This window comes from Verrucosispora sioxanthis (assembly GCF_010560025.1).
Lineage (GTDB): Bacteria > Actinomycetota > Actinomycetes > Mycobacteriales > Micromonosporaceae > Micromonospora > Micromonospora palythoicola.
The window spans coordinates 358,688-377,272 of record NZ_SAIY01000002.1; the positions used below are offsets into that span (position 1 = coordinate 358,688).

Annotated in this window: 17 protein-coding genes and 1 pseudogene; 9 read left to right on the plus strand and 9 right to left on the minus strand. The window is 71.4% G+C overall.

Annotated elements, in window-relative coordinates:
- Positions 1–18 precede the first annotated feature (18 nt).
- From ENC19_RS29900 to ENC19_RS29505, 6 genes are all read left to right on the plus strand, one after another.
- The gene (locus ENC19_RS29900) at positions 19–318 is read left to right on the plus strand and encodes a DUF2397 family protein (RefSeq protein ID WP_328824165.1); all 300 of its coding nucleotides are present in this window, start codon (positions 19–21) and stop codon (positions 316–318) included.
- On the plus strand, positions 315–1,721 hold the full coding sequence (locus ENC19_RS06845) for a DUF2398 family protein (protein ID WP_328824166.1): 1,407 nt from the start codon (positions 315–317) through the stop codon (positions 1,719–1,721). The genes ENC19_RS29900 and ENC19_RS06845 overlap by 4 nt, the downstream gene beginning before the upstream one ends.
- On the plus strand, positions 1,718–3,511 hold the full coding sequence (locus ENC19_RS29905; RefSeq protein WP_235944514.1) for a hypothetical protein: 1,794 nt from the start codon (positions 1,718–1,720) through the stop codon (positions 3,509–3,511). Before ENC19_RS06845 ends, ENC19_RS29905 begins: the two co-directional genes overlap by 4 nt.
- Positions 3,481–5,844, plus strand: coding sequence for an SbcC/MukB-like Walker B domain-containing protein (locus ENC19_RS31285; protein ID WP_328824167.1), 2,364 nt, complete (start codon positions 3,481–3,483; stop codon positions 5,842–5,844). Before ENC19_RS29905 ends, ENC19_RS31285 begins: the two co-directional genes overlap by 31 nt.
- Complete coding sequence (locus ENC19_RS06855) at positions 5,841–7,130, plus strand: TIGR02679 domain-containing protein (protein ID WP_164446280.1); 1,290 nt, start codon at positions 5,841–5,843, stop codon at positions 7,128–7,130. The genes ENC19_RS31285 and ENC19_RS06855 overlap by 4 nt, the downstream gene beginning before the upstream one ends.
- Positions 7,131–7,249: 119 nt before the next feature.
- Positions 7,250–7,417, plus strand: a complete 168-nt coding sequence (locus tag ENC19_RS29505) for a hypothetical protein (protein ID WP_208020822.1) — start codon at positions 7,250–7,252, stop codon at positions 7,415–7,417.
- A gap of 346 nt (positions 7,418–7,763) precedes the next feature.
- On the opposite strand, the gene ENC19_RS06865 is transcribed toward ENC19_RS29505, so the two are convergent.
- Both ENC19_RS06865 and ENC19_RS06870 read right to left on the minus strand, forming a co-directional pair.
- A complete protein-coding gene (locus ENC19_RS06865; RefSeq protein WP_235944516.1) occupies positions 7,764–8,171 on the minus strand; it encodes a hypothetical protein in 408 nt (135 codons plus the stop codon).
- A gap of 6 nt (positions 8,172–8,177) precedes the next feature.
- Positions 8,178–8,489, minus strand: coding sequence for a hypothetical protein (locus ENC19_RS06870; RefSeq protein WP_164446281.1), 312 nt, complete (start codon positions 8,487–8,489; stop codon positions 8,178–8,180).
- 61 nt (positions 8,490–8,550) lie between these two features.
- Here ENC19_RS06870 and ENC19_RS29915 point away from each other — a divergent pair, with 61 nt between their 5' ends.
- The 3 genes from ENC19_RS29915 (at position 8,551) to ENC19_RS06885 (ending at position 11,172) form a co-directional block, all read left to right on the plus strand.
- The gene (locus ENC19_RS29915) at positions 8,551–9,486 is read left to right on the plus strand and encodes a TOTE conflict system archaeo-eukaryotic primase domain-containing protein (protein WP_235944517.1); all 936 of its coding nucleotides are present in this window, start codon (positions 8,551–8,553) and stop codon (positions 9,484–9,486) included.
- A 78-nt stretch (positions 9,487–9,564) separates the two neighbouring features.
- Entirely contained in the window at positions 9,565–10,683 is a 1,119-nt protein-coding gene (locus ENC19_RS06880; protein ID WP_309245962.1) for an IS630 family transposase, read from the plus strand.
- A gap of 87 nt (positions 10,684–10,770) precedes the next feature.
- The gene (locus tag ENC19_RS06885) at positions 10,771–11,172 is read left to right on the plus strand and encodes an MFS transporter (protein WP_164446283.1); all 402 of its coding nucleotides are present in this window, start codon (positions 10,771–10,773) and stop codon (positions 11,170–11,172) included.
- 114 nt (positions 11,173–11,286) lie between these two features.
- On the opposite strand, the gene ENC19_RS06890 is transcribed toward ENC19_RS06885, so the two are convergent.
- From ENC19_RS06890 to ENC19_RS06920, 7 genes and pseudogenes are all read right to left on the minus strand, one after another.
- Complete coding sequence (locus tag ENC19_RS06890) at positions 11,287–11,460, minus strand: CsbD family protein (protein ID WP_164446285.1); 174 nt, start codon at positions 11,458–11,460, stop codon at positions 11,287–11,289.
- 77 nt (positions 11,461–11,537) lie between these two features.
- Positions 11,538–12,485, minus strand: a complete 948-nt coding sequence (locus tag ENC19_RS06895) for a cation diffusion facilitator family transporter (RefSeq protein ID WP_164446286.1) — start codon at positions 12,483–12,485, stop codon at positions 11,538–11,540.
- Positions 12,486–12,626: 141 nt separating this feature from the next.
- Positions 12,627–12,899, minus strand: a complete 273-nt coding sequence (locus ENC19_RS06900; protein ID WP_164446287.1) for a GlsB/YeaQ/YmgE family stress response membrane protein — start codon at positions 12,897–12,899, stop codon at positions 12,627–12,629.
- A 136-nt stretch (positions 12,900–13,035) separates the two neighbouring features.
- On the minus strand, positions 13,036–14,112 hold the full coding sequence (locus tag ENC19_RS06905) for a sporulation protein (RefSeq protein WP_164446288.1): 1,077 nt from the start codon (positions 14,110–14,112) through the stop codon (positions 13,036–13,038).
- A 258-nt stretch (positions 14,113–14,370) separates the two neighbouring features.
- Positions 14,371–15,129: pseudogene (locus ENC19_RS06910) on the minus strand (transporter associated domain-containing protein); the annotation flags it as partial.
- Positions 15,081–16,514, minus strand: coding sequence for an RHS repeat-associated core domain-containing protein (locus ENC19_RS06915; protein WP_164446290.1), 1,434 nt, complete (start codon positions 16,512–16,514; stop codon positions 15,081–15,083). The gene ENC19_RS06915 and the pseudogene ENC19_RS06910, both read right to left, overlap by 49 nt.
- 132 nt (positions 16,515–16,646) lie before the next feature.
- Positions 16,647–18,431 (minus strand): cellulose binding domain-containing protein, encoded by a 1,785-nt coding sequence (locus tag ENC19_RS06920; RefSeq protein WP_373688905.1) that lies wholly within the window; start codon positions 18,429–18,431, stop codon positions 16,647–16,649.
- Positions 18,432–18,585: the final 154 nt, after the last annotated feature.

Genomic DNA, 18,585 nt, shown 5'->3' on the forward strand with positions numbered 1-18,585 from the left:
GCTCGCCCGGGAGCGCCGGTGGGCCGACGCGGCGACGGCGCTGGCCGCCGGGGCGTCAACGACCACCGGCTGGACGGATCGCAGACCCAGGTCCTGCTGCGCCTGCTCGACATCGCGCTCGCCGCTCGGGTCGGTGGCCGAGCCGGGGTGCCGCTGGCGGCCGCCGCGCACGGCGTACGGCTGACCCTCACCCCGACTCCGGGCCGGTTCACCACGGTGCGCACCGCCGGGGGCCGGCTGCATCTGAACGGATACGCGCTGACGGTCACCGCCGCGCAGCACACCGCGGTCCGCCGACCCGAGCTGGTACCGGCGTGACCGCGGAACCCCACGCTCCCCGGCCGGCGGTGCACCGGTTCGCCGTCGACGTCCCAGAGTTGGAGTTGGCTGAGTACCAGCGGGCGGTGCGGCTGGTTCTGCGTCACCCGCTGATCACGGCGACGTGGCCGGACGAGCGGGCGCTGCCCCGGGTACGGCGGTACTCCGCCACCCTGCGCCGGGATCTCGCCGAGGCGTTCGGGTACCGGCTGGAGCTGCACGGTGCCACGGCCCGGCTGGTACGGGCGAAGGACCGGCTCGACGGCACCCAGCCGGCGGTGTCGCGCACCGGGCGGCCGTTCGACCGGCAGCGCTATGCGTACCTGTCGTTGTGCCTGGCGGTGCTGGGCCGCGCCGGGATCCAGATCACCCTCAGCGAGTTGGCCGACTCGGTGGCCGGCGACGCGAACCGGATCACCGGCCTGGGGTTGGATCCGGACCACGGCCCGGACCGGCGGGCGTTCGTGGACGCGGTCGGCTGGCTGGAGGAGCGGGGCGTGCTGCGGCTGGCCGACGGCTCCAGCGCCGCCTGGGCCAGTGACCCGGGGGCCGGGGAGGCACTGTACGACGTGGCTCGGGACGTGGTGTTCGCGCTGTTCCGGCCGACCCGGGTGCTGCAGCACGTCGATTCGGTGTCGGCGCTGCTGGACCGGGCGATGAGCAGCAGCGGCAACGCCGAGCGCCGGCAGGCGGCCCAGGCGGCCCGGCGGGCGGTGGTGGAGTCACCGGTCGTCTACCACGCCGACGTCGAGCCGGCGGTCGCCAACCATCTGCGCGGCTCCGCGCTCGCCGCCGACCTGGCCCGGCTGACCGGGCTGCGGGTGGAGCGGCAGGCCGAGGGCGTGCTGCTGGTGGACACCGCCGGGTTCACCACGGAGCGGTTCCCGGCACCGGCTCGGTGGCGCAGGCCGCAGTGCTGCTCGCGGTGGAGATGGCCGACCGGGTCGCGGATCCCGACGGCCGCCGGGTCAAACGGCTGCCCCCGCCCGGCGGGCTCGCCCGGCAGCGGGCGCTGGCGAGCCACATCGACACCGGCCTGCCCACGGCCACCCTGGTACGCCTCGACGACGCCGGTCCGGACGAGCCGTGGACCGCCGACGACCGGGGTGATCCTGACGAGGCCGACGGCGCGGGCCGATTGCCGTTCATCACCGACAGCTTCCTGCGGACGGCCGTCGGGGAGATCCTGCAGCGGTACGGGACCGCGTTCGGGGCCCAGTGGCACGCCGACCCGGAGCGGCTGCGCGTCGAGGCGGTCGCGCTGCTGGAACGCTTCGGCGCGGTCACCGCCGTGCCGGGCGGGGTGCTCGTCCGGCCGCTGGTGGGCCGCTACCGCCACACCGTCGCCACGGTCAAGCCCCGCGCCACCACCGAAACCCTGTTCTGAGAGAAGTCGATCGTGATCGAGCAACGCGGCATCCGCCGATTCGCCCCGACCAGGGCCGGGATCATCAACCTGTGGGACTACCGGGACGAGGAGTTCAGCTTCGTCGACGGGTGGCTGGTGCTGCGCGGGCCGAACGGATCTGGCAAGACCAAGGCGCTGGAGGTGCTGTTCCCGTTCGTCCTCGACGGGCGGATCGAACCGCGCCGGCTCAATCCGTTCGCCAGCGAGGACCGGACGATGAAGTCGAACCTGCTCTACCGGGGGCAGGAGGTCACCCACGCGTACGTGTGGATGGAGTTCGGCGACGGCACGCACTACGTGACCGTCGGCATCGGGTTGCGGGCGCATCGGCACGTCGACCGGGTCACCCGCTGGCACTTCGTGGTCGACGGCCGGGTCGGGGTGGACTTCTCCCTGCTGGACTTCGACGACCGGCCACTGACTCGCCGCGACCTGATCGACCGGCTGGGCGCCGACGCGGTGCGGGACTCGGCGGAGGACTACCGTCAGCTCATCGACGCCCGGCTGTTCGGCCTCGGCCCGGCCCGCTACGAGCAGCTGCTGGACCTGGTGCTGACCCTGCGCAAGCCGCAGTTGGCCAAGGATCTCAACCCGGTCGAGTTGTCCCGCACGCTGCAACGGGGGCTGCGCCCGGTCGAGGACCACCTGCTGGTGGAGGCCGCCCGCTCGTTCGACGACATGGAGGCGGTCGCCCGTACCCTCGAAGGGCTGGTGGCGGCGGACGGCGCCACCGCCGCGTTCCTGACGGTCTACTCCACCTACCTGCGGACCCACGCGCGGGTGGCCGCCGATGCCCTGACCGCCCGCCGCGACGCGGTCGCCACCCGGTCGACCGCACTGGGCGACGCCCGTGCCTCGGCCGAGGCGGCGGCCGAGGCGGAGTCCACGGCGGATGAGCGGCTTCGGGCCGTCGAGGGCGAGCCCGGCCGGCTCCGCGCCCACCTGGACAGTCTGAAGGCCTCGACGGCCTACCAGTCCCACGAGCAGCTCGCCGACCTGCAACGGCACGTGCACGACCTGGCCGAGGCAGCCGGGCGGGCCGACGAGGCCGTCGCCGCCGAGGAGAGCATGGCGGCGCGGCGGCGTACCGAATCGGAACGGGCGACGGTCGCGGCGCGGGACACGCGGACGGCGGCCGACCGGCTCGCCGCCGACCTCCTGCTCGACGCCGAGACGGCCGGGATCACCTGGCGCGCCGAAGACGCCGCTCCGGACGACCTGGCGGCCCGGATCACCGCGCGGGCCGCCGCCCGCCGCGACGACGTGCGCGCCCTCCGCGCGCAGGTGGCGCGGCACGACCAGGCAGACCGGGACCACGCCCGGGCCGCCGCCGACGCGGCCGGCGCCACTTCCGCCGCCGCCGACGCCGAGCAGGCCGAGCGGCGCGCCGAGGACGCCGTCGCGCAGGCCCGCGCCCGCCTGCGCGCCGAGATCGAGCAATGGGCGCAGGGCAACGCCGGACTGCTGGCCGACCTCGCGCGCCCGGACCTGGCCGCCGGGCTGAGCGCCGTCGTGGACACCACCGGCGAGCCGGGCGCGCGGACCCTGCGCGAGGTGTACGCCGAGGCCACGGCCACCACGGTGACCCAGCGGCGGGACCGGCTCGCGGCGCTGGCGGCGCAGCGCACGGCGCTGGCCGACCGGCGGGCCGAGGTGGCCGCCGAACGGGACCGGATCGCCGCCGAACACGACGACGCGCCACCCGTGCCGGTGACCCGGCCCGCGCCACGCACCGGGCGACCCGGCGCACCGCTGTGGCGGCTGGTCCGTTCGCCGACGGGGTGACCGGCGCGAACGCGGCGACCGTCGAGGCGGCGCTGCACGCGGCCGGGCTACTGGACGCCTGGCTGCATCCCGACCCCGGGACCGCGGCGACCGCGCTGGCCGGCGACGACCTGGACGCCTACCTGCTGCCGCTGCCGCCGCACCGGCGGCCCACCGGGGCCACCCTCGCCGACGTGTTGACCCCCGAGGAACAGGACGACGTGCCCGCCGCGCGGATCACCGAGGTACTCACGTCGGTGGCGCTGGCCGACGTGACCACTCCCGCCGCCGCGCCGGTCACCATCGGCGTGGACGGCAGGTACGCGCAGGGCATCAGCGCCGGCCGCTTCGCCAAGGTCTCCTGCGAGTACATCGGCGCGACCGCCGGGCCGCCCGCCGCGCCGCCCGCGTCAGCGAGTGCGACCGGCTGGTGGCGGTCATCGACGCCGACGCCGACGCGGTGGACCGCGAGCGGGCGACGGTCGAGGCGCTGCTGGCGGCGGTGGACGCGGCCGCCGCGCACCTGCCGGCAACCGCACCGGTCCACACGGCGCTGCGCGAGGCTGGACCGGGCCGCCGCGACGCTGCGCGCCCGGCAGGAGGCCAGCGCGGCCACCGCCGCCCGCCTCGACCAGGCCCTGGCCGAGCGGGCTGCCGCCGTGGCCGCGCTGCGTCGGCGCGCGGCAGAGCGGTCGCTGCCGGTCGACCGGCTCGACGACACCGCCGAAGCGGTGAGCCGCTTCGAGAGGGGCGGGGTACGCCTGGAGGGCGCACGGACAGCCGCCGCGCGTGCCGCCGAGCAGGAGGATCAGGCCCGGCAGCGGCACGACGAGGCAGTCGACCGACTCACCGCCGCGACGGAGACCGCACGCACGGCCCGTGCACGGCACCAGGAGAAGGCAGAGGCGTACCGGACGCTGCGCGACAGCGTGGGCGCCGACGCGGAACGGGTGCTGGCCGACGTGGCCCGAACCGCCGACGCGATCACCGAGGCGGAGCAGGCCGTCGAGCAGGCTCGCACCGCACTCGGTGCCGCCCGGGAACGGCGGGTCGCCGCGCTGACCCGGGTGGAGCTGGGTGAGCAGGCCCTGGTCGTCGCCGTCGCCGAGGCACAGCACGACGCCCAGAGGCTGCGCCCGTACGCCCAGCCGGACCTGCTCAGCCTGCTGCGCTGCCCCACCGACCTGCGCTGGCCGGCGCAGACCTCGGACGACGAGCTGCATCCGCAGGTGGCGGCCCTGCACGAAGCGATCCTCACCGCCACCCGGGAGCTGAGCCCCACCGAGACATCGCTGAAGCAGAGCGCCACGCGGCTCACCAGCGCGCTGACCGACCTGCAGGCGCAACTTCCCGCCGCCGGCCTCGACCACCGGCCCGAGTGGGACACCGACGACGGGGTGATCGTGGTCCGGGTCGCCGACGAGCAGGGCCTCACCCCCGTCGCCCACTTCGCCGACCGGATCACCCGCGAGCGTCGCGACCAGGAGCAACTGCTGACCGACTCCGAGCAGCGGGTGCTGGAGGACGCCCTGCTCGGGCAACTCGCCCGGCAGATCCACCACCGGACCATCGAGGCACGCGACCTGGTGGCGGCAATGGACAGTCAGATGCGTGCCCGGCGGATGTCTTCGGGGCTCACCGTCGGCGTCGGCTGGCGGCTCGCCGACGACCTCGACACCGAGCAACGCGACGTGTGCAAGCTCCTCGAACGCGACCCGGCCCGGCTCGGGCCGGGCCAGCTCACCACCATGCGCCGGCACTTCGCCGCCCGGATCAAGACGGCACGGGCCGCCGCGCCCGAACGGCCCTACCGGGAACTGCTCGGCGACGTCCTCGACTACCGGCAGTGGCGGACGTTCGCGTTCACCCTGCACCGGCCCGGCGGCGGCACGGAGGCGCTGACCCGGGCCCGACACAGCCAGCTCTCCGGCGGCGAACAGTCGGTCTCCCTGCACCTGCCGCTGTTCGCCGCCGCCAACGCGCTGTTCGGCTCGGCTCGACCCGACGCACCCCGGCTGCTCGGCCTCGACGAGGCGTTCGCCGGCGTGGACGACACCGGCCGGGGTGAGCTGATGGCACTGGCGAAACAGTTCGACCTGGACCTGTTCATGACCGGCTACGACCTCTGGGCCACCCACCCGGCGGTCAGCGGTGCCGCCCACTACGACCTGTCCCACTCCGCCGTGGAACACGCCGTGTCCACCGTGCTGCTGGTCTGGGACGGCTCGACCAACATCGCCGACTTCGACGGAACCCTGGCCCGTGCGCTCGGCTCCCCGGAGACCCGCCGCGCCCCCGCTGGTCATAGTGAGGCCGACCGGACCGGCGTCCTGCTCGACCTGACCGACGAATGACCGACGGGCGCGGCGAACCGCAGTCGGACCGGTCCGCCGCACACCCGTCGCTCGTGCCGAGCGGGCGGCACCGGCCGGGCGGACCGGCGGATCTCGTCGAGCAGCCCGGCTGGCGACGGATGCTGGCGGCCGCCCGGCACAGCCTGGAACGCACCGGTGGCCGGCTCGACACCACCGTGACGCTCTCCACCCCCACCGACGACGAACGTCTCGTGATCATCGGCATCACCGGCACCCACCGCTCCGCCGCAGCGGCACGCCTCAGTATCCGGCTCAGCGCCGTGGACGAACACCTACGCGCCGCGTACGGAGTCGGCCTGATCGACGTGCTCGCCGCGACGGCCCCGCTGCGCAACCGACCGTCCGACCGCACACGCGAGGCGGTGGCCCGCGACGCCGTCCTCGCCGTGGCCCACGAGGGCCGACACGCCGGCAGCGTCTGGTACGCGGAATGGCTCGACGGCCTGCGCCGCGACGGCACCCTGACCCGCGTCGTCCGCACCGGGCTGCCGTTCGGCGACGTGGTCCGCGTCCTGGATGCGCTGCCCGCGGCCGACGAGCCCATGCCGGTCTTCGCCGACCGCGTGCTGGACGACACGAAGGCCCTCAGCGAGGGGCCGCTACGGGGGCTCGTCCTCCGTGCCGTCGCCGCCTGGCAGCAGGCGGCGCTCCCGGTCGGCGGTGAGCAGGAACGGGCGTTGTGGGAATCGGTCGGCCTGGTCCCGGACGACCTCGCCAGCCAGGTGCTGGTACTCAACGCACCGGCCACCGGCGGGCTGGTCGGGCGGTGGCTGACGGAGGCCGCGCAGGCCGGCGTGCCGATGCGGGTCACCCTGCACCAACTGCGCCTGGCACCGCTGGCCCTGACCTGCGGCGAGGTCCATGTCTGCGAGAACCCCGCCGTGCTGCGCGCCGCCACCACCGCGCTCGGGACGCAGGCCCCAATGCTGATCTGCACCGAAGGGGTGCCGTCGGTCGCCGCTCACACGCTGCTGTGCACCGCCCCTCAGGATGCGGTGATTCGGTGGCGCAACGACTTCGACTGGACCGGCGTACGACTGACGGCGGCGGCTCTCCAACGGTATCCGGGCGCGGTTCCGTGGCGGATGACCTCGGCCGACTACCTGCCGGGGGCGGGCACCGGCACGGCCCTGCTCGGTACGCCCACCGAAACCCCCTGGGACCCTTCGCTCGGCGAGTCGATGCGGCGGACCGGCCGAGCGGTGATGGAGGAGCGGCTGCTCGACCGGCTCATCGCCGACCTACGGGCGGCCGGAGCCGGGTAACGGCTGGCAGCGCCGGACGGATTCATCGACGCCTACGTCCAGGCGCTCGTCGACCGCGACGTCCGGCAGCTCTCCGGCATCCGGCACGAGGCCGCCGAATGCCTCGAATACGCCCTCTGATGCAACCCCTGCTGATCGGTGATCGGCTCGACGAGCTGCGGGCCGCGCTCACCACCACCCACACCGCCCAGTGGCGGCGACTGTACGAGCAGTGCGACTGGTACCGCGGACAGAGCCCACCGAGCATCCGACCGCCAGCATCACCTACTTCGGTCCGGCCGCGATGAACCTCGCCCTGGCCTACCGCCTCACCCGACAGCCCGGCTACCTGGCCGAGGCCCGACGATGGATCAGCACCGCCGTGGCATTCCCCCACTGGGGAAAGGCGAAGCTGCCCGACCACGACCTCGACGCCGGATGGCTGCTGCACGGGCTGTCCCTGGCGTACTCCTGGCTCCGTGACGACCTGCCCGGCGACGAAGCCGACGCGCTGCGCGCCAAGCTGCTGCTCCAGGGCGAGCGGATGTACGACTTCGCGGTGCAGACCGAGGGAACCTGGTGGTCGTCGAGCTACTGGCAGAACCACAACTGGATCTGCTACACCGGGCTGGCCGCCGCCGGCTACGTCCTCGATCAGCGGCGCCTGACGGGCGATCTGCTCCAGCAGTGGCCGTCGAGGTCCCACTCGTCGGTGCCGTCCTCGTCCTCGTCGTGGAGGTCGACGATGACGTGCTTGCCGGCGGTCCACGCGGATGCGCTGTCACTCTGGCAGTACTGGGCGACGGTTGCGGGGTCGAGCAGGTGTATCGGTAGTCGAAGCATGAGCTGGCGGGTGCCCCAGTTGGCCAGGTACGGGTGTGCGTCGAAGTACCGTTCCATCAGCTTGCGCGGGTCGCCCTTGAAGTTGCCCCACTCGTAGGTGTTGACGAGGCTGGTGGCGGTGATGTCGGCCCGGGTCGACAGCGACCGCAGCTCGGCCCGCTCCCGAGCAGTGAGGGGTCGGTCGACGGCGGTGAACTCGTAGTACTGGTACTCGCTCATCGTGGCCTACCTTCCGGCCCAGTGCCGGTAGGCGTCGATCCACGCGGCGCCGTCGGGCGCGGGGGTGGGTAGCGGCAGGTCGAGTAGGTCGATTCGCTGCCGGTGGTGGCCTCGGGCGCAGACCGCGACGATGGTGTCCGCGGTCATGTCGATCTTGCGCACGGTGACCTCGACGCCGAGGACGGTGGTGGTGAACGGCACCGCCAGATGCTCCTCGATCATGGTGAACAGGCCGGTGAGCTGTTCGTCGTCTCCGTACGCTTCGATGGTGGCTTCCTCGATCATCGCCTCCAGTGCGGCGCTGCCCTTCGATGCCATCGGCGGAGGATAGCGGACCGCTGTCGGGGTGTTCGGAGCCTGATGCGCGAGGATGGTCGGCATGGGTTCGGTGGCCGAGTTCGTCGATCTTCGGCGGGAGGTGGAGCGGTTACGGGCGGAGAACGCCCGGCTGGCGCGCCTGCTGGAGCTGCGCGGCCAGGACACGACTGCGGCACCGGAGCAGTTGTCCGCGCCGGTTGCGCCGCCAGGGTTGGTCACCATGGCTTCGCCGACCCGGGACAAGCTGGCGTTGTTCGCCGACCGGTTCCGAGCCCGGGCCGACGTGTACGCCGTGCGGTGGGACAACGCCCGTACCGGCGCAGCCGGGTGGATGCCCGCGGTCGCCGGCGGTTGGCGTAAGGGTATCGACCGGCGGGGTGCCACCTACCTGCCCCGTACGACGGAGGTCGTCGCGGCACATCTGGTCGGCGACGTGTTCATGGGCCTGTACCCACTGATGCCCGGCAACACCTGCCACTTCGTCGTGGCCGACTTCGACGGGCCCACGGCGATGCTCGACGCCCTCGCCTACGTGAAGGCGGCACGGGCCAGCGCGGTGCCGGCCGCGTTGGAGATCTCCCAGTCAGGCCGCGGCGCCCACGTGTGGATCTTCTTCACCGGCGGTGACGCCGGTTACGCCGCCATCGCGCTGCTCGCGCCGGTCGGCTACCTGATCTCCGCAGTGTTGGCCCGGTTCTGCTTCGCCCGCGACGAGTTGGGCCCCGACGAGGCTCTGCCGCACCGGCCCGGTGTCGCCGGGGAGGCGGCGGCGGTGGTGCGGGGCATGGTCGACGGGGTGCGGCACCTGGGACGGGCGCGCGGCGCCGCGTACGCGATCGGTGCGCAGGCGGGGTTCCGGCTGCTGTTCGGGCTCCTGGCGCTGGCGATGCTGCTGCTCTACCGCAACCGGTTCGCCGGCGACGACCTCGACGGCGTACCGGCGCAGCTGGGTCTGGTATTCGCCGCGGGCGCGGCCGGGGTGCTGCTAGTGCCGTGACCACGAACGTTCACGGTGTTGGATGACACGCCGTCCGGCCTGTCGGTCGGGCGGCGTTGTGCCGGTCAGGCTGTGGCGGTGGCAGATCCTGTACGCGTGCGGCGGCTGAGTGACCAGGAAGGTCAGCAGCTGCTCAGAATCACTCGCCGGGGAACTGGCTCCCCGATCCGACTGCGACGGGCGATGGTCGTGCTCGCCTCGGCCGGCGGGAACACAGTGCCGGCCATCGCCCGCCTGGTCCAGGCCGACGAGGACACGATCCGGCAGGTCATCCACCGGTTCAACGAGATGGGGATGGCCAGCCTGGACCCTCAGTGGGCGGGTGGCCGTCCCCGCCAGATCAGTAGCGACGAAGAGCAGCTCATCGTCGAGACGGCCAACACCCGCCCCGAGAAACTGGGGCGGCCGTTCACCCGGTGGAGCATCCGCAAGCTCGCCGACCACCTGCGCCTGCATGCCACCCGCCGGATCCGGATCGGGCGGGAACGGCTGCGGCAGATCCTGCACCGGCACCAGATCACCTTCCAGCGGACCAAGACGTGGAAGGAGTCCACCGACCCTGACCGGGATGCCAAGCTCGCCCGGATCGAGTACGTGAGCAGCCAGTTCCCGCAGCGGGTGTTCGCGTTCGACGAGTTCGGTCCCCTGGTGATCCGGCCGCAGGCCGGCGCCGGGTGGGCTCCGGCCGGGCATCCGCACCGGCTGCCCGCGAACTACCACAAGCTGCACGGGGTTCGGCAGTTCCACGGCTGCTACTCCGTCGGTGACGACCAACTATGGGGCGTCGTCCGACGCCGCAAGAGCGCCGCGAACACCCTCACCGCCTTGAAGTCGATCCGGGCCGCCCGCCCGGACGGGGCACCGATCTACGTGATCCTGGACAACCTGTCCGCGCACAAGGGCTCGAAGATCCGCAGGTGGGCGGCCCGGAACAAGGTCGAGCTCTGCTTCACCCCGACCTACGCCTCCTGGGCCAACCCGATCGAGGCCCAGTTCGGGCCGCTACGCACCTTCGTCATCGCTGGCTCGAACCACCCGAACCACCCGGCGATGACCCGACGGTTGCAGGCCTACCTGCGGTGGCGCAACGCCAACGCCCGCCACCCTGACGTCCTGGCCGCCCAACGCCGCGAACGAGCCCGCATCCGCAGCGAACGCCAACGACGCTGGGGCCAACCCGCCACCAGAGCGGCCTGACCCCAACACCGTGAACATTCGTGGTCAGAGCACTAGCGGCGGCGGCGACCCCCGACGGCGGCCCGCCAGGTCGGCGGGTGGCGGTGGGTGGCCGGGTTGCTCGCGGCGGTCGCGGTGGCGTTGCCGGTGTTCGGGTCGCCGTTCGACCCGCTGCTGCTGCTGATCGTCGTCGTGTTGGTGGTCAACGTCGCCGGGCACGGCATCAAGATCGTGGTGGACACGATGGTGCAGCACGAGTGCGCCGACACCTTTCGGGGGCGGCTGTTCGCCGTGAACGACACGGCGTTCAACCTCGCCTACGTGCTCGGCATGGTGGCCGCAGCCCGGTTCATCCCGGACGACGGGCGCTCACCGCTGCTGCTCGGTGTCGCCGCGGCCGGCTACGGCTGCCTCGCGGTCGGCTACGCGGTCGCCGCCGGCAGGTGGGCCCGCAAGGCCGGGGACGACATCGCCCTGCCGGTGGCGACGATGCCGGCAGTCGACCGGTAACCGCCAGCCGCGCCCCGGACGACAGGCCGGCTGACACAGACAACAGCCACGACGGGGATGCCGCCGTGGCCGTTGTCTGTCATCTCACCCTTGCCGCGCCCTGCGCGGTGCGGGTCAGCTCTTGAAGGCGTCCTTAATCTTCTCGCCGGCCTGCTTGACGTTGGCGCTGGCCTGGTCGCCGCGGCCCTCGGCTTCGAGGCGCTCGTCGTCGGTGGCCCGGCCGGCGCCTTCCTTGACCTTGCCGGCGGCCTCTTCGGAGGCGTTGCTGATCTTCTCGTCGATACCCATCGTGCCTCCCGCGTCTCGTGGTGGCGCTACATCAAAAGCAGTACCCCGAGGGAGGAAGTCCAACCACCTGTCGACGCTCAGTGGCCGAGTCCGTTCGCGGCGGCGCCGGTAGGCGTGGGCTGCCGGTCGATGTCGGGTTCGAGGTAGACGACCTTGGCGGTCGGCAGCGCCCGGCGCAGTCGGGCCTCGGCGTCGTCGATGGTCGCGGCGATGGTGGCGCCGTCGTCGGCGGCGGCGGCGATCTTCGCCGCGACGAGGAGTTCCTCCGGGCCGAGGTGCATGGTGCGCAGGTGGATGACCCGGTCCACCCCGGGGGTGGACAGCAGGGCGGTGTGGATCGCGGTGACCTCTTCCGGCAGTGCCGCCTCGCCGATGAGCAGGCTCTTGATTTCGGTGGCGAGGATGACGGCGATGGTGACCAGCAGGATGCCGATGCAGCCGGTGGCGATGCCGTCGAAGATGCCGTTGCCGGTGAGCACGCTCAGGCCCACGCCGAGCAGCGCGAGGACCAGGCCGAGCAGCGCGCCGGCGTCCTCCAACAGGATGACCGGAAGTTCGGGGGCGCGGGCGCGGCGGACGAAGGAGACCCAGCCGCCTCCGCCTCGGGTCCGGTTGGCCTCCTTCACCGCCGTGCGCAGCGCGTAGCCTTCCAGGCCCATCGCGATGAGCAGGACGACCACGGCGACCAGGGGTGAGGTCAGCTCCTGCGGGTGGGTGATCTTGTGGTAGCTCTCGTACAGGGCGTAGAGGCCGCCGAGGGTGAACAGGATGATCGCGACGAGAAACGCGTAGATGTAGCGTTCCCGTGCGTACCCGAAGGGGTGCAGGGTCGAGGGGGCGCGGCGGGCGCGTTTGCCGCCGACGAGCAGCAGCGCCTGGTTCGTGGAGTCCGCGACCGAGTGCACGCCCTCGGCGAGCATCGACGCCGATCCGGTGATGCCCGCGGCGACGAACTTGCTCACCGCGATACCCAGGTTCGCGGCCAGCGCCGTCACGACGGCCTTGGTGCTGCCCTCCGCTGCCATCAATTATTTCCCCTCGTGGACGTCTCGGTGTGGGTGGCCAGTGTGCCAGCGGCGTGGCGGTCCGCAGCTGCCACAGGTACCGGACAGCACGCCGCCGGCCCGCCCCGAAGGGCTGGGCCGGCGGGACGGGCGGTGCGAGGGTCAGTGGACGCGGCGGCGGCCGTAGGCGCCGGCGGCGATCGCGACACCGATCGCGGCGAAGATCACCTGGATCAGCAGCTCGATCCAGTCGATGCCCTTGGTGTCGGACACACCCATCGCCCCGGCGACGAACGTGCCGAGGATCGCGGCGACCACACCGATGACGAGGGTGAGCCAGATCGGGATGTTCTGCTTGCCGGGTACGACCAACCGGCCCAGCGCGCCGATGACCAGACCGATGATGATGGCCGTGAGGATGCCGGTAACTTCCACGAGAGCCGTCCCTCCAGAGGGGTTGTCGTCGGCCCGATCATTGCCCCGCCCGCCGAACGGCGAAACCAGCCCGACGTCCTGGCGCCCAGGCACTGCCTGACCGTGCCGGCGCCGGCCAGTCCAAGGGCTCGGGAGGTCAGTCCTCCTCGTCACCCCCCTCGTCGTCGCCGAAGTCGAAGACCTCGTCGGCGATCATGCCGCCGGCGAAGCCGAGCGCGGCGCCACCGACCACGCCGGCGGCGACGGCACCCATGCCGGGGCCACCGTGCCGCTCGTGGTGGTGCTCGTCCTTGTAGTGCCCGCCGGGATGGCCGTACCCGGCGTGCCCGTAGCCGGGGGCGCCGTAGGCGGGCTCCCCGTAGCCGGGCGGCGGCGGATAGCCGGGGTTTCCGTGGCCTTGGGCGGGCGGGGCGTAACCGTGGCCGGCGAGCGTGCTCTGGTAGCTGTCGAGGGCCTGGCGGACCCAGCCGTCGACCTGCGCGGCCCAGTCGACGCGGTCGGCGTCGGCGTGTGCGGCGTGGTAGCGGCCGTAGGAGTCGTGGCCGCTGGTAAACAGGCCGCCGCGCTTGTCGAACTCGAGGACGACGTCGACGCGGTGCTCGTTGGCGACGAAGGTCAGCTCGACCTCGTTGACGGCGTGGGCGTACTGCGGGGCGGCGTAGTACTCGATCTCCTGGTAGAACGGCAGGCTCTGGTGCAACCCGGAGATGTGCCCGCGTTCCAGGTCGGCGCCCTTGAACTGGAAGCCGAGCCGGCCGAAGGCATCCAGGATGCGTTCCTGCACCGGCAGCGGGTGCACGTACACCGGGTCGAGGTCGCCCTTGTCGACCGCGCCGCGGATGGCCACCTCGGTGCGCAGGCCCATGGTCATGCCGTGCAGGTGCTGCCCGTACAGGTCGGTCACCGGGGTCTCCCACGGCACCGCCACCTGCAACGGCAGCGACAACTGCTGGCCCTCGCGCAGGTGCAGGCCGCCGGCGACCTGCACGCGGTGGAACTCGACGAGGGCGTCGTACCCCTCCTCCGCGCCGTCGACCTCGACCCGGGTGACCAGGCCGACGGTGATGTGGTCGATCTCCACGTCGTGGCTGCCGCCGGTCAGGTTCACCTGACCGGCCAGCATCAACCCCGGGCGGGTGCTCGGATTGGACAGGACGGTATCGACGCTGGGGCCGCCCACCCCGAACGCGCCCAGCATCTTCTTGAACACCACGAACCTCTCCCTCGACGACAGCCAACGCACGACATCCAGTTCCGGTGGAAGTTCCACACGCAACCCTTGTGCCGCAATGAGATCAACGGCGTCCATAATGGAAGCCGTCGCGTCGGGAACCTATCAAGGACACCTGAGAAGTAGCTGGATGTATCCGTACAGTTACTCTCAGGTAGTGCCGCGCGGGTGTCGAGCAATTACCTCGGCCAGCGATAGAGGCCGCCACCGCACGTCACGCGCCCGTCGGTCATCGGCCCGTCAGGAACTCGGCTCGTCCTCGCCGTCCTGGTGTCCGTTGGCGCGGGTCGGCGGCGTGCGAAGGCGAACTCGGGTGATGGCCCGCCCGGTCACCTCGGCGACCTCGGCGGTCAGGCCCGGCAGTTCGATTCTTTCGCCGGCCGTCTTCGGGATGTGGCCGAGGTGGGCCAGGACCAGGCCCGCCACTGTTGTGTAGTCACCTGCCTCAAGGGTGTCCTCGTCAAGGTCGATGCCGACATCGGTCAGGTCGTGCAACGGGAAACCACAGGCCATCAGCAGCGCCCCGTCGGCCTCCCGCACAACGGCCTGCACATCCCGGTCGGTCTCGTCGTAGATCTCCCCGACGATCTCCTCGACCAGGTCCTTCATCGTGACGATGCCGTCGATGGAGCCCCGCTCGTCCACGACGAGGGCGAACTGCTGCCGCTGTGCGCGCAGCTCTCGGATCGCCTCGGTCACCTTCAACGTCTCCGGCAGATAGACCGCGGGGCTGGCGTGCTCGGCCACCGGGCCGGCCTGGTCGAGCAGGTCACGCAGGTGCACCACGCCGACGGTGTCGTCCAGGCCGCCGCGGCCCACGACCGGGGCCCGGGTCTGCCCCGACGCCGACAAGGCGTCCAGCGGGCGGGCTACCAGCAGCGCCCAGCCCTCGGCGCGCTGCATCGCAATCCGCTTCGGCGCCAACTCGCCCAGCACCAGGGTCACGAAGGTCAACACGATGGTGACCAGCACGATCGACACCGGCTCCGCCGCCGACCCAGGACTACCCGGGTAGCCGCCCACGCCGCCGAACGCCGCTCCCCAGAGGAAGTCCTGACCGGCGTTGCCGTAGCTGTACGGCTGGCCCCGTCCAGGCCGCCACTCCGGAGCCATACAGCGCGCTTCCGGAGCCACCGACGATCGCAGGAGGCGACCTGCCGCACGCCCGACTGGGAGCCGGCGGCCAGTCCGCCGTACAAGCCGGTGCCGGCACCCCCGGCCATGCCCATCGTGGCACCCGTCAGCGCACCGGCCGCCGCGCCGACGACCACCTTCTTGATGCAGGTGTTGCGGTCGTCGCCGCTGAGCCAGCAGTCCACGCCACCCCCGGCCCACCGACGATGCCACCGATGATCGCCGTACAGACGCTCGCGCACTGCCCCGTCGGATCGCTCAGTACCGTCGGCCGGTTGTACCCGTAGTGGTAGGTCTGGGTGAACGAGGTCCCCAGCGCCTGCGGCACCGGGTCCGGGGTGGTGAACCGACCGTTGCCCCGCGTCGTAGTCGCGAGCCCGCACGTCGTAGAGTCCGTTCTTCTGGTCGAGATGCTGCCCGTGGAACCGCAGCGGGTTGTTGACGTACGTGCCGCTGCTGGTCACGACCTCACCGAACGGGTCGCTGGTGGCGCTACCGGTCAAGGCGGTGGCGTTGGCCAGGTCCGTCACCGAGCCCTGGTAGTCGTCCAGCAGCCAGGCCGGAGTGGCCGCGACGGTGTCGGCGATGGCGCTGCCCAGTTGCCCCTGTGGCTCTTCCCACCACTTGTGGGTCAGCGTGCCCGCACCGTTCTTCTCCTCCACCCGGGTGGGCAGGCCGAGGGTGTCGACCGTCCAGGTGGCGTCGGTGGAGGCGTTGACGGTCCGGCCGATCCGGTTGCCGTCCCCGTCGTAGTCGTAACCGACGACGGGCCCGGTCGGCGGTTGGACCCGTCGCAGGTTGGCGTCGAGCCCGTACCCATAGGTCGTGGTGCCGCCTGGCCCTGCCTCGGTCGCCAGCGCGCCGTTGGCGTTGTACGTCAGGGTCGTGGTCGCCCCATTGACGGTCCGGCCGGTCGGCCGGTCATCGTCGTCGTAGCCGTAGGTGGTGGTGCTGGTACTACCGGACTGCGTCGTGACCTTGCTCTTGCGGTTGCCGTTGTGGTCGTACCCGTAGCTGGTCTGCTGATCGGTCGCGGCGCAGGTCGTTCCCGCAGCCGGCCGGCACACCCGGGTGACCTGGCCGATGTCGTCGTAGGAGTAGATCGCCCGAGACGTGCTCCCGCCCCGGGTGGTGGTCACCGTGTCCGGCGCGCCGGCCAGGTTTCGGGTGACGTCCTGACTGACCAGCGTCGTGCTGCCGGACGAGTGCGCCACCCGGGTCAGCGGCGCCGCTGGTGAGCTTCGTGCCACTCATCCGGTGCTTGTCACGCCAGGTGTAGCTCTGCACCAACGCGTCCGGCAGGGTGCGGTCGGGCATGCAGCTACGGCTGATCGGCTGCACCTGCACGCCCGACGAGGATGGGATGAGCCCAGTGAGGGCTTTCAGAGGGTGAGTACGACGGTGGAGATGCTGCGTGCGCCGACGTTGACGGAGACTCGGTTGCCGTTCACGCTGGCCGGTTGGCTGGCCGCGCTCGCGTTTTGTGAGGTGGCGGTGTACTCGGCCTTAGTGACGTTCTGCGGGGCCTGGATGACGGCGTTGTTCACCGCGCTGTTCGACCGGTTGAGGATCACCAGTGTGACCTTGCCGTCGCCGGAGTAGGCGGTGACCTCCAGCGGCGACGCCTTGCCGCTCTTGGTCAGGGCGACCCTCTGGTAGCCGGGGCGGACGTACTTCGAGTATTGCGAAAAGGCGTAACCGCGCTTGAGCGGAGCACCCGCGGTGGTGCCGTAGGCGGACTCGCCGTCGCCGATAAAAGAGTAGAAACGCTTGCCATACCACCAGATGTAGGCATTCCAGTTGGCCTCCATCAACCGGTGCACGGTACGCATGATGTCGTCGAGCGTTTCGTCCCAGACCGCCTTGTTGCTGGGGTTGCCCCAGATGTTGGAGCCGCTGCCATCGGCCTCGTGGTGGTTCCATTCGGTCATCCACACTGGCTTGTTGTGCTGCTCAGCCAGCGGGTAGGACCGCATGCGACCTTGGCTCTCCAGGCCGTAAAGGTGGCCGCCGATGTAGCCGATGTTGTTCCGGGCGGCGGTGTCGTTGAGGGTCGGGTCGGTGTAGGTGTAGTTCATGTTCACCGCTTCGGCGACCATCAGCTTGGTGTTCTGCACCCTTGCGCCGTGGTCGCGGACGAAGTTGCGCAGCTCAGTGCCGTTCCAGTCCATCGAGTCGTAGTCCGGGTGCCAGTCCGGCTCGTTCTGCACCGAGGTGACGTCGATCGTCACGCCTTGGTTGCGCATGTACTGAACGTAGCTGTTCAGATGGCTCGCGTAGTCGTCGTAGTAGTCGGTACGCAGCTTGCCGCCGTTGGTCCGGCTGTTGTTCGTTTTCCACGCCGCAGGCGCGGTCCACGGCGACGCGAGGAACTTCACGTTCGACCCGTACGACTCCGCCGTCTTCAGGACGTTCACGTGGGTGGACCACTCGCTGGAAACCGGTGAGATGCCGGTCCGCAGGATGGAGAGGCCGAACTGGTTGGGGCCCATTCCGACCAAGGTCTGGGTCTCAGCCGTCGACCACGTGCTGTTACCCCAGATCCACGTCGCGGCACCGAACCCGTCCACGGTCTGGTACTTCGTGGCGGTGTTCACTGTGATGTCCGCCGGCCCGCTCGGCGGCGGAGTAGACGGTGACGACGTCGGCGTCGGCGTGGACGTCGGAGGGCTGGTGGGGGTGATGCCGCCGGTGCAGGTGACCCCGTTGAGCGCAAAGCTGGTCGGGAGGGGGTTGCTGCTGGTCCAGGTGCCGTTGAAACCGAACGAGGTGGTGCCGCCAGTCGGGATCGAGCCGTTGTAGCTGACGTTCTTCGCGGTGACGGCCGCGCCGTTCTGAGTCACGGTGGCGTTCCATGCCTGGGTGATGCTCTGGCTGGCGCCGTAGGACCAGGTCAGTGTCCAGCTCGACAGTGGGTCGCCGAGGTTGGTGATGGCGACGTTGGCGCCGAAGCCACCCGACCACTGACTGGTGACGGTGTAGTCGACACGGCATCCGGCCGCGGCGCTGACCCCGGTCGCACCCGTGACAACCGCGGTGGACGCGACAACGAGGGCAGTGGCAGCGATAGCTCCGTAGCGTAGGCGTGACGGTGGGACGGTACGGCGGTGGGCGAGCCTCATCAGGCTTCCTCTCTGCTGCCGCTGCGTTTTGGTGGGCGGCAGCATCGGATAGCCGGAGGCGACTCGCAGGATCCGGTCCGACAAACGGTCAGACGCCCACTGCCGACCCCCAGCTATAGGTGATCAGGAATGTCTGGCTCTGGTTCGTCGCCGTTGCCCTCGGCGCCGATGATCAACTCTGCCGGCTCCCGCAAGCCGT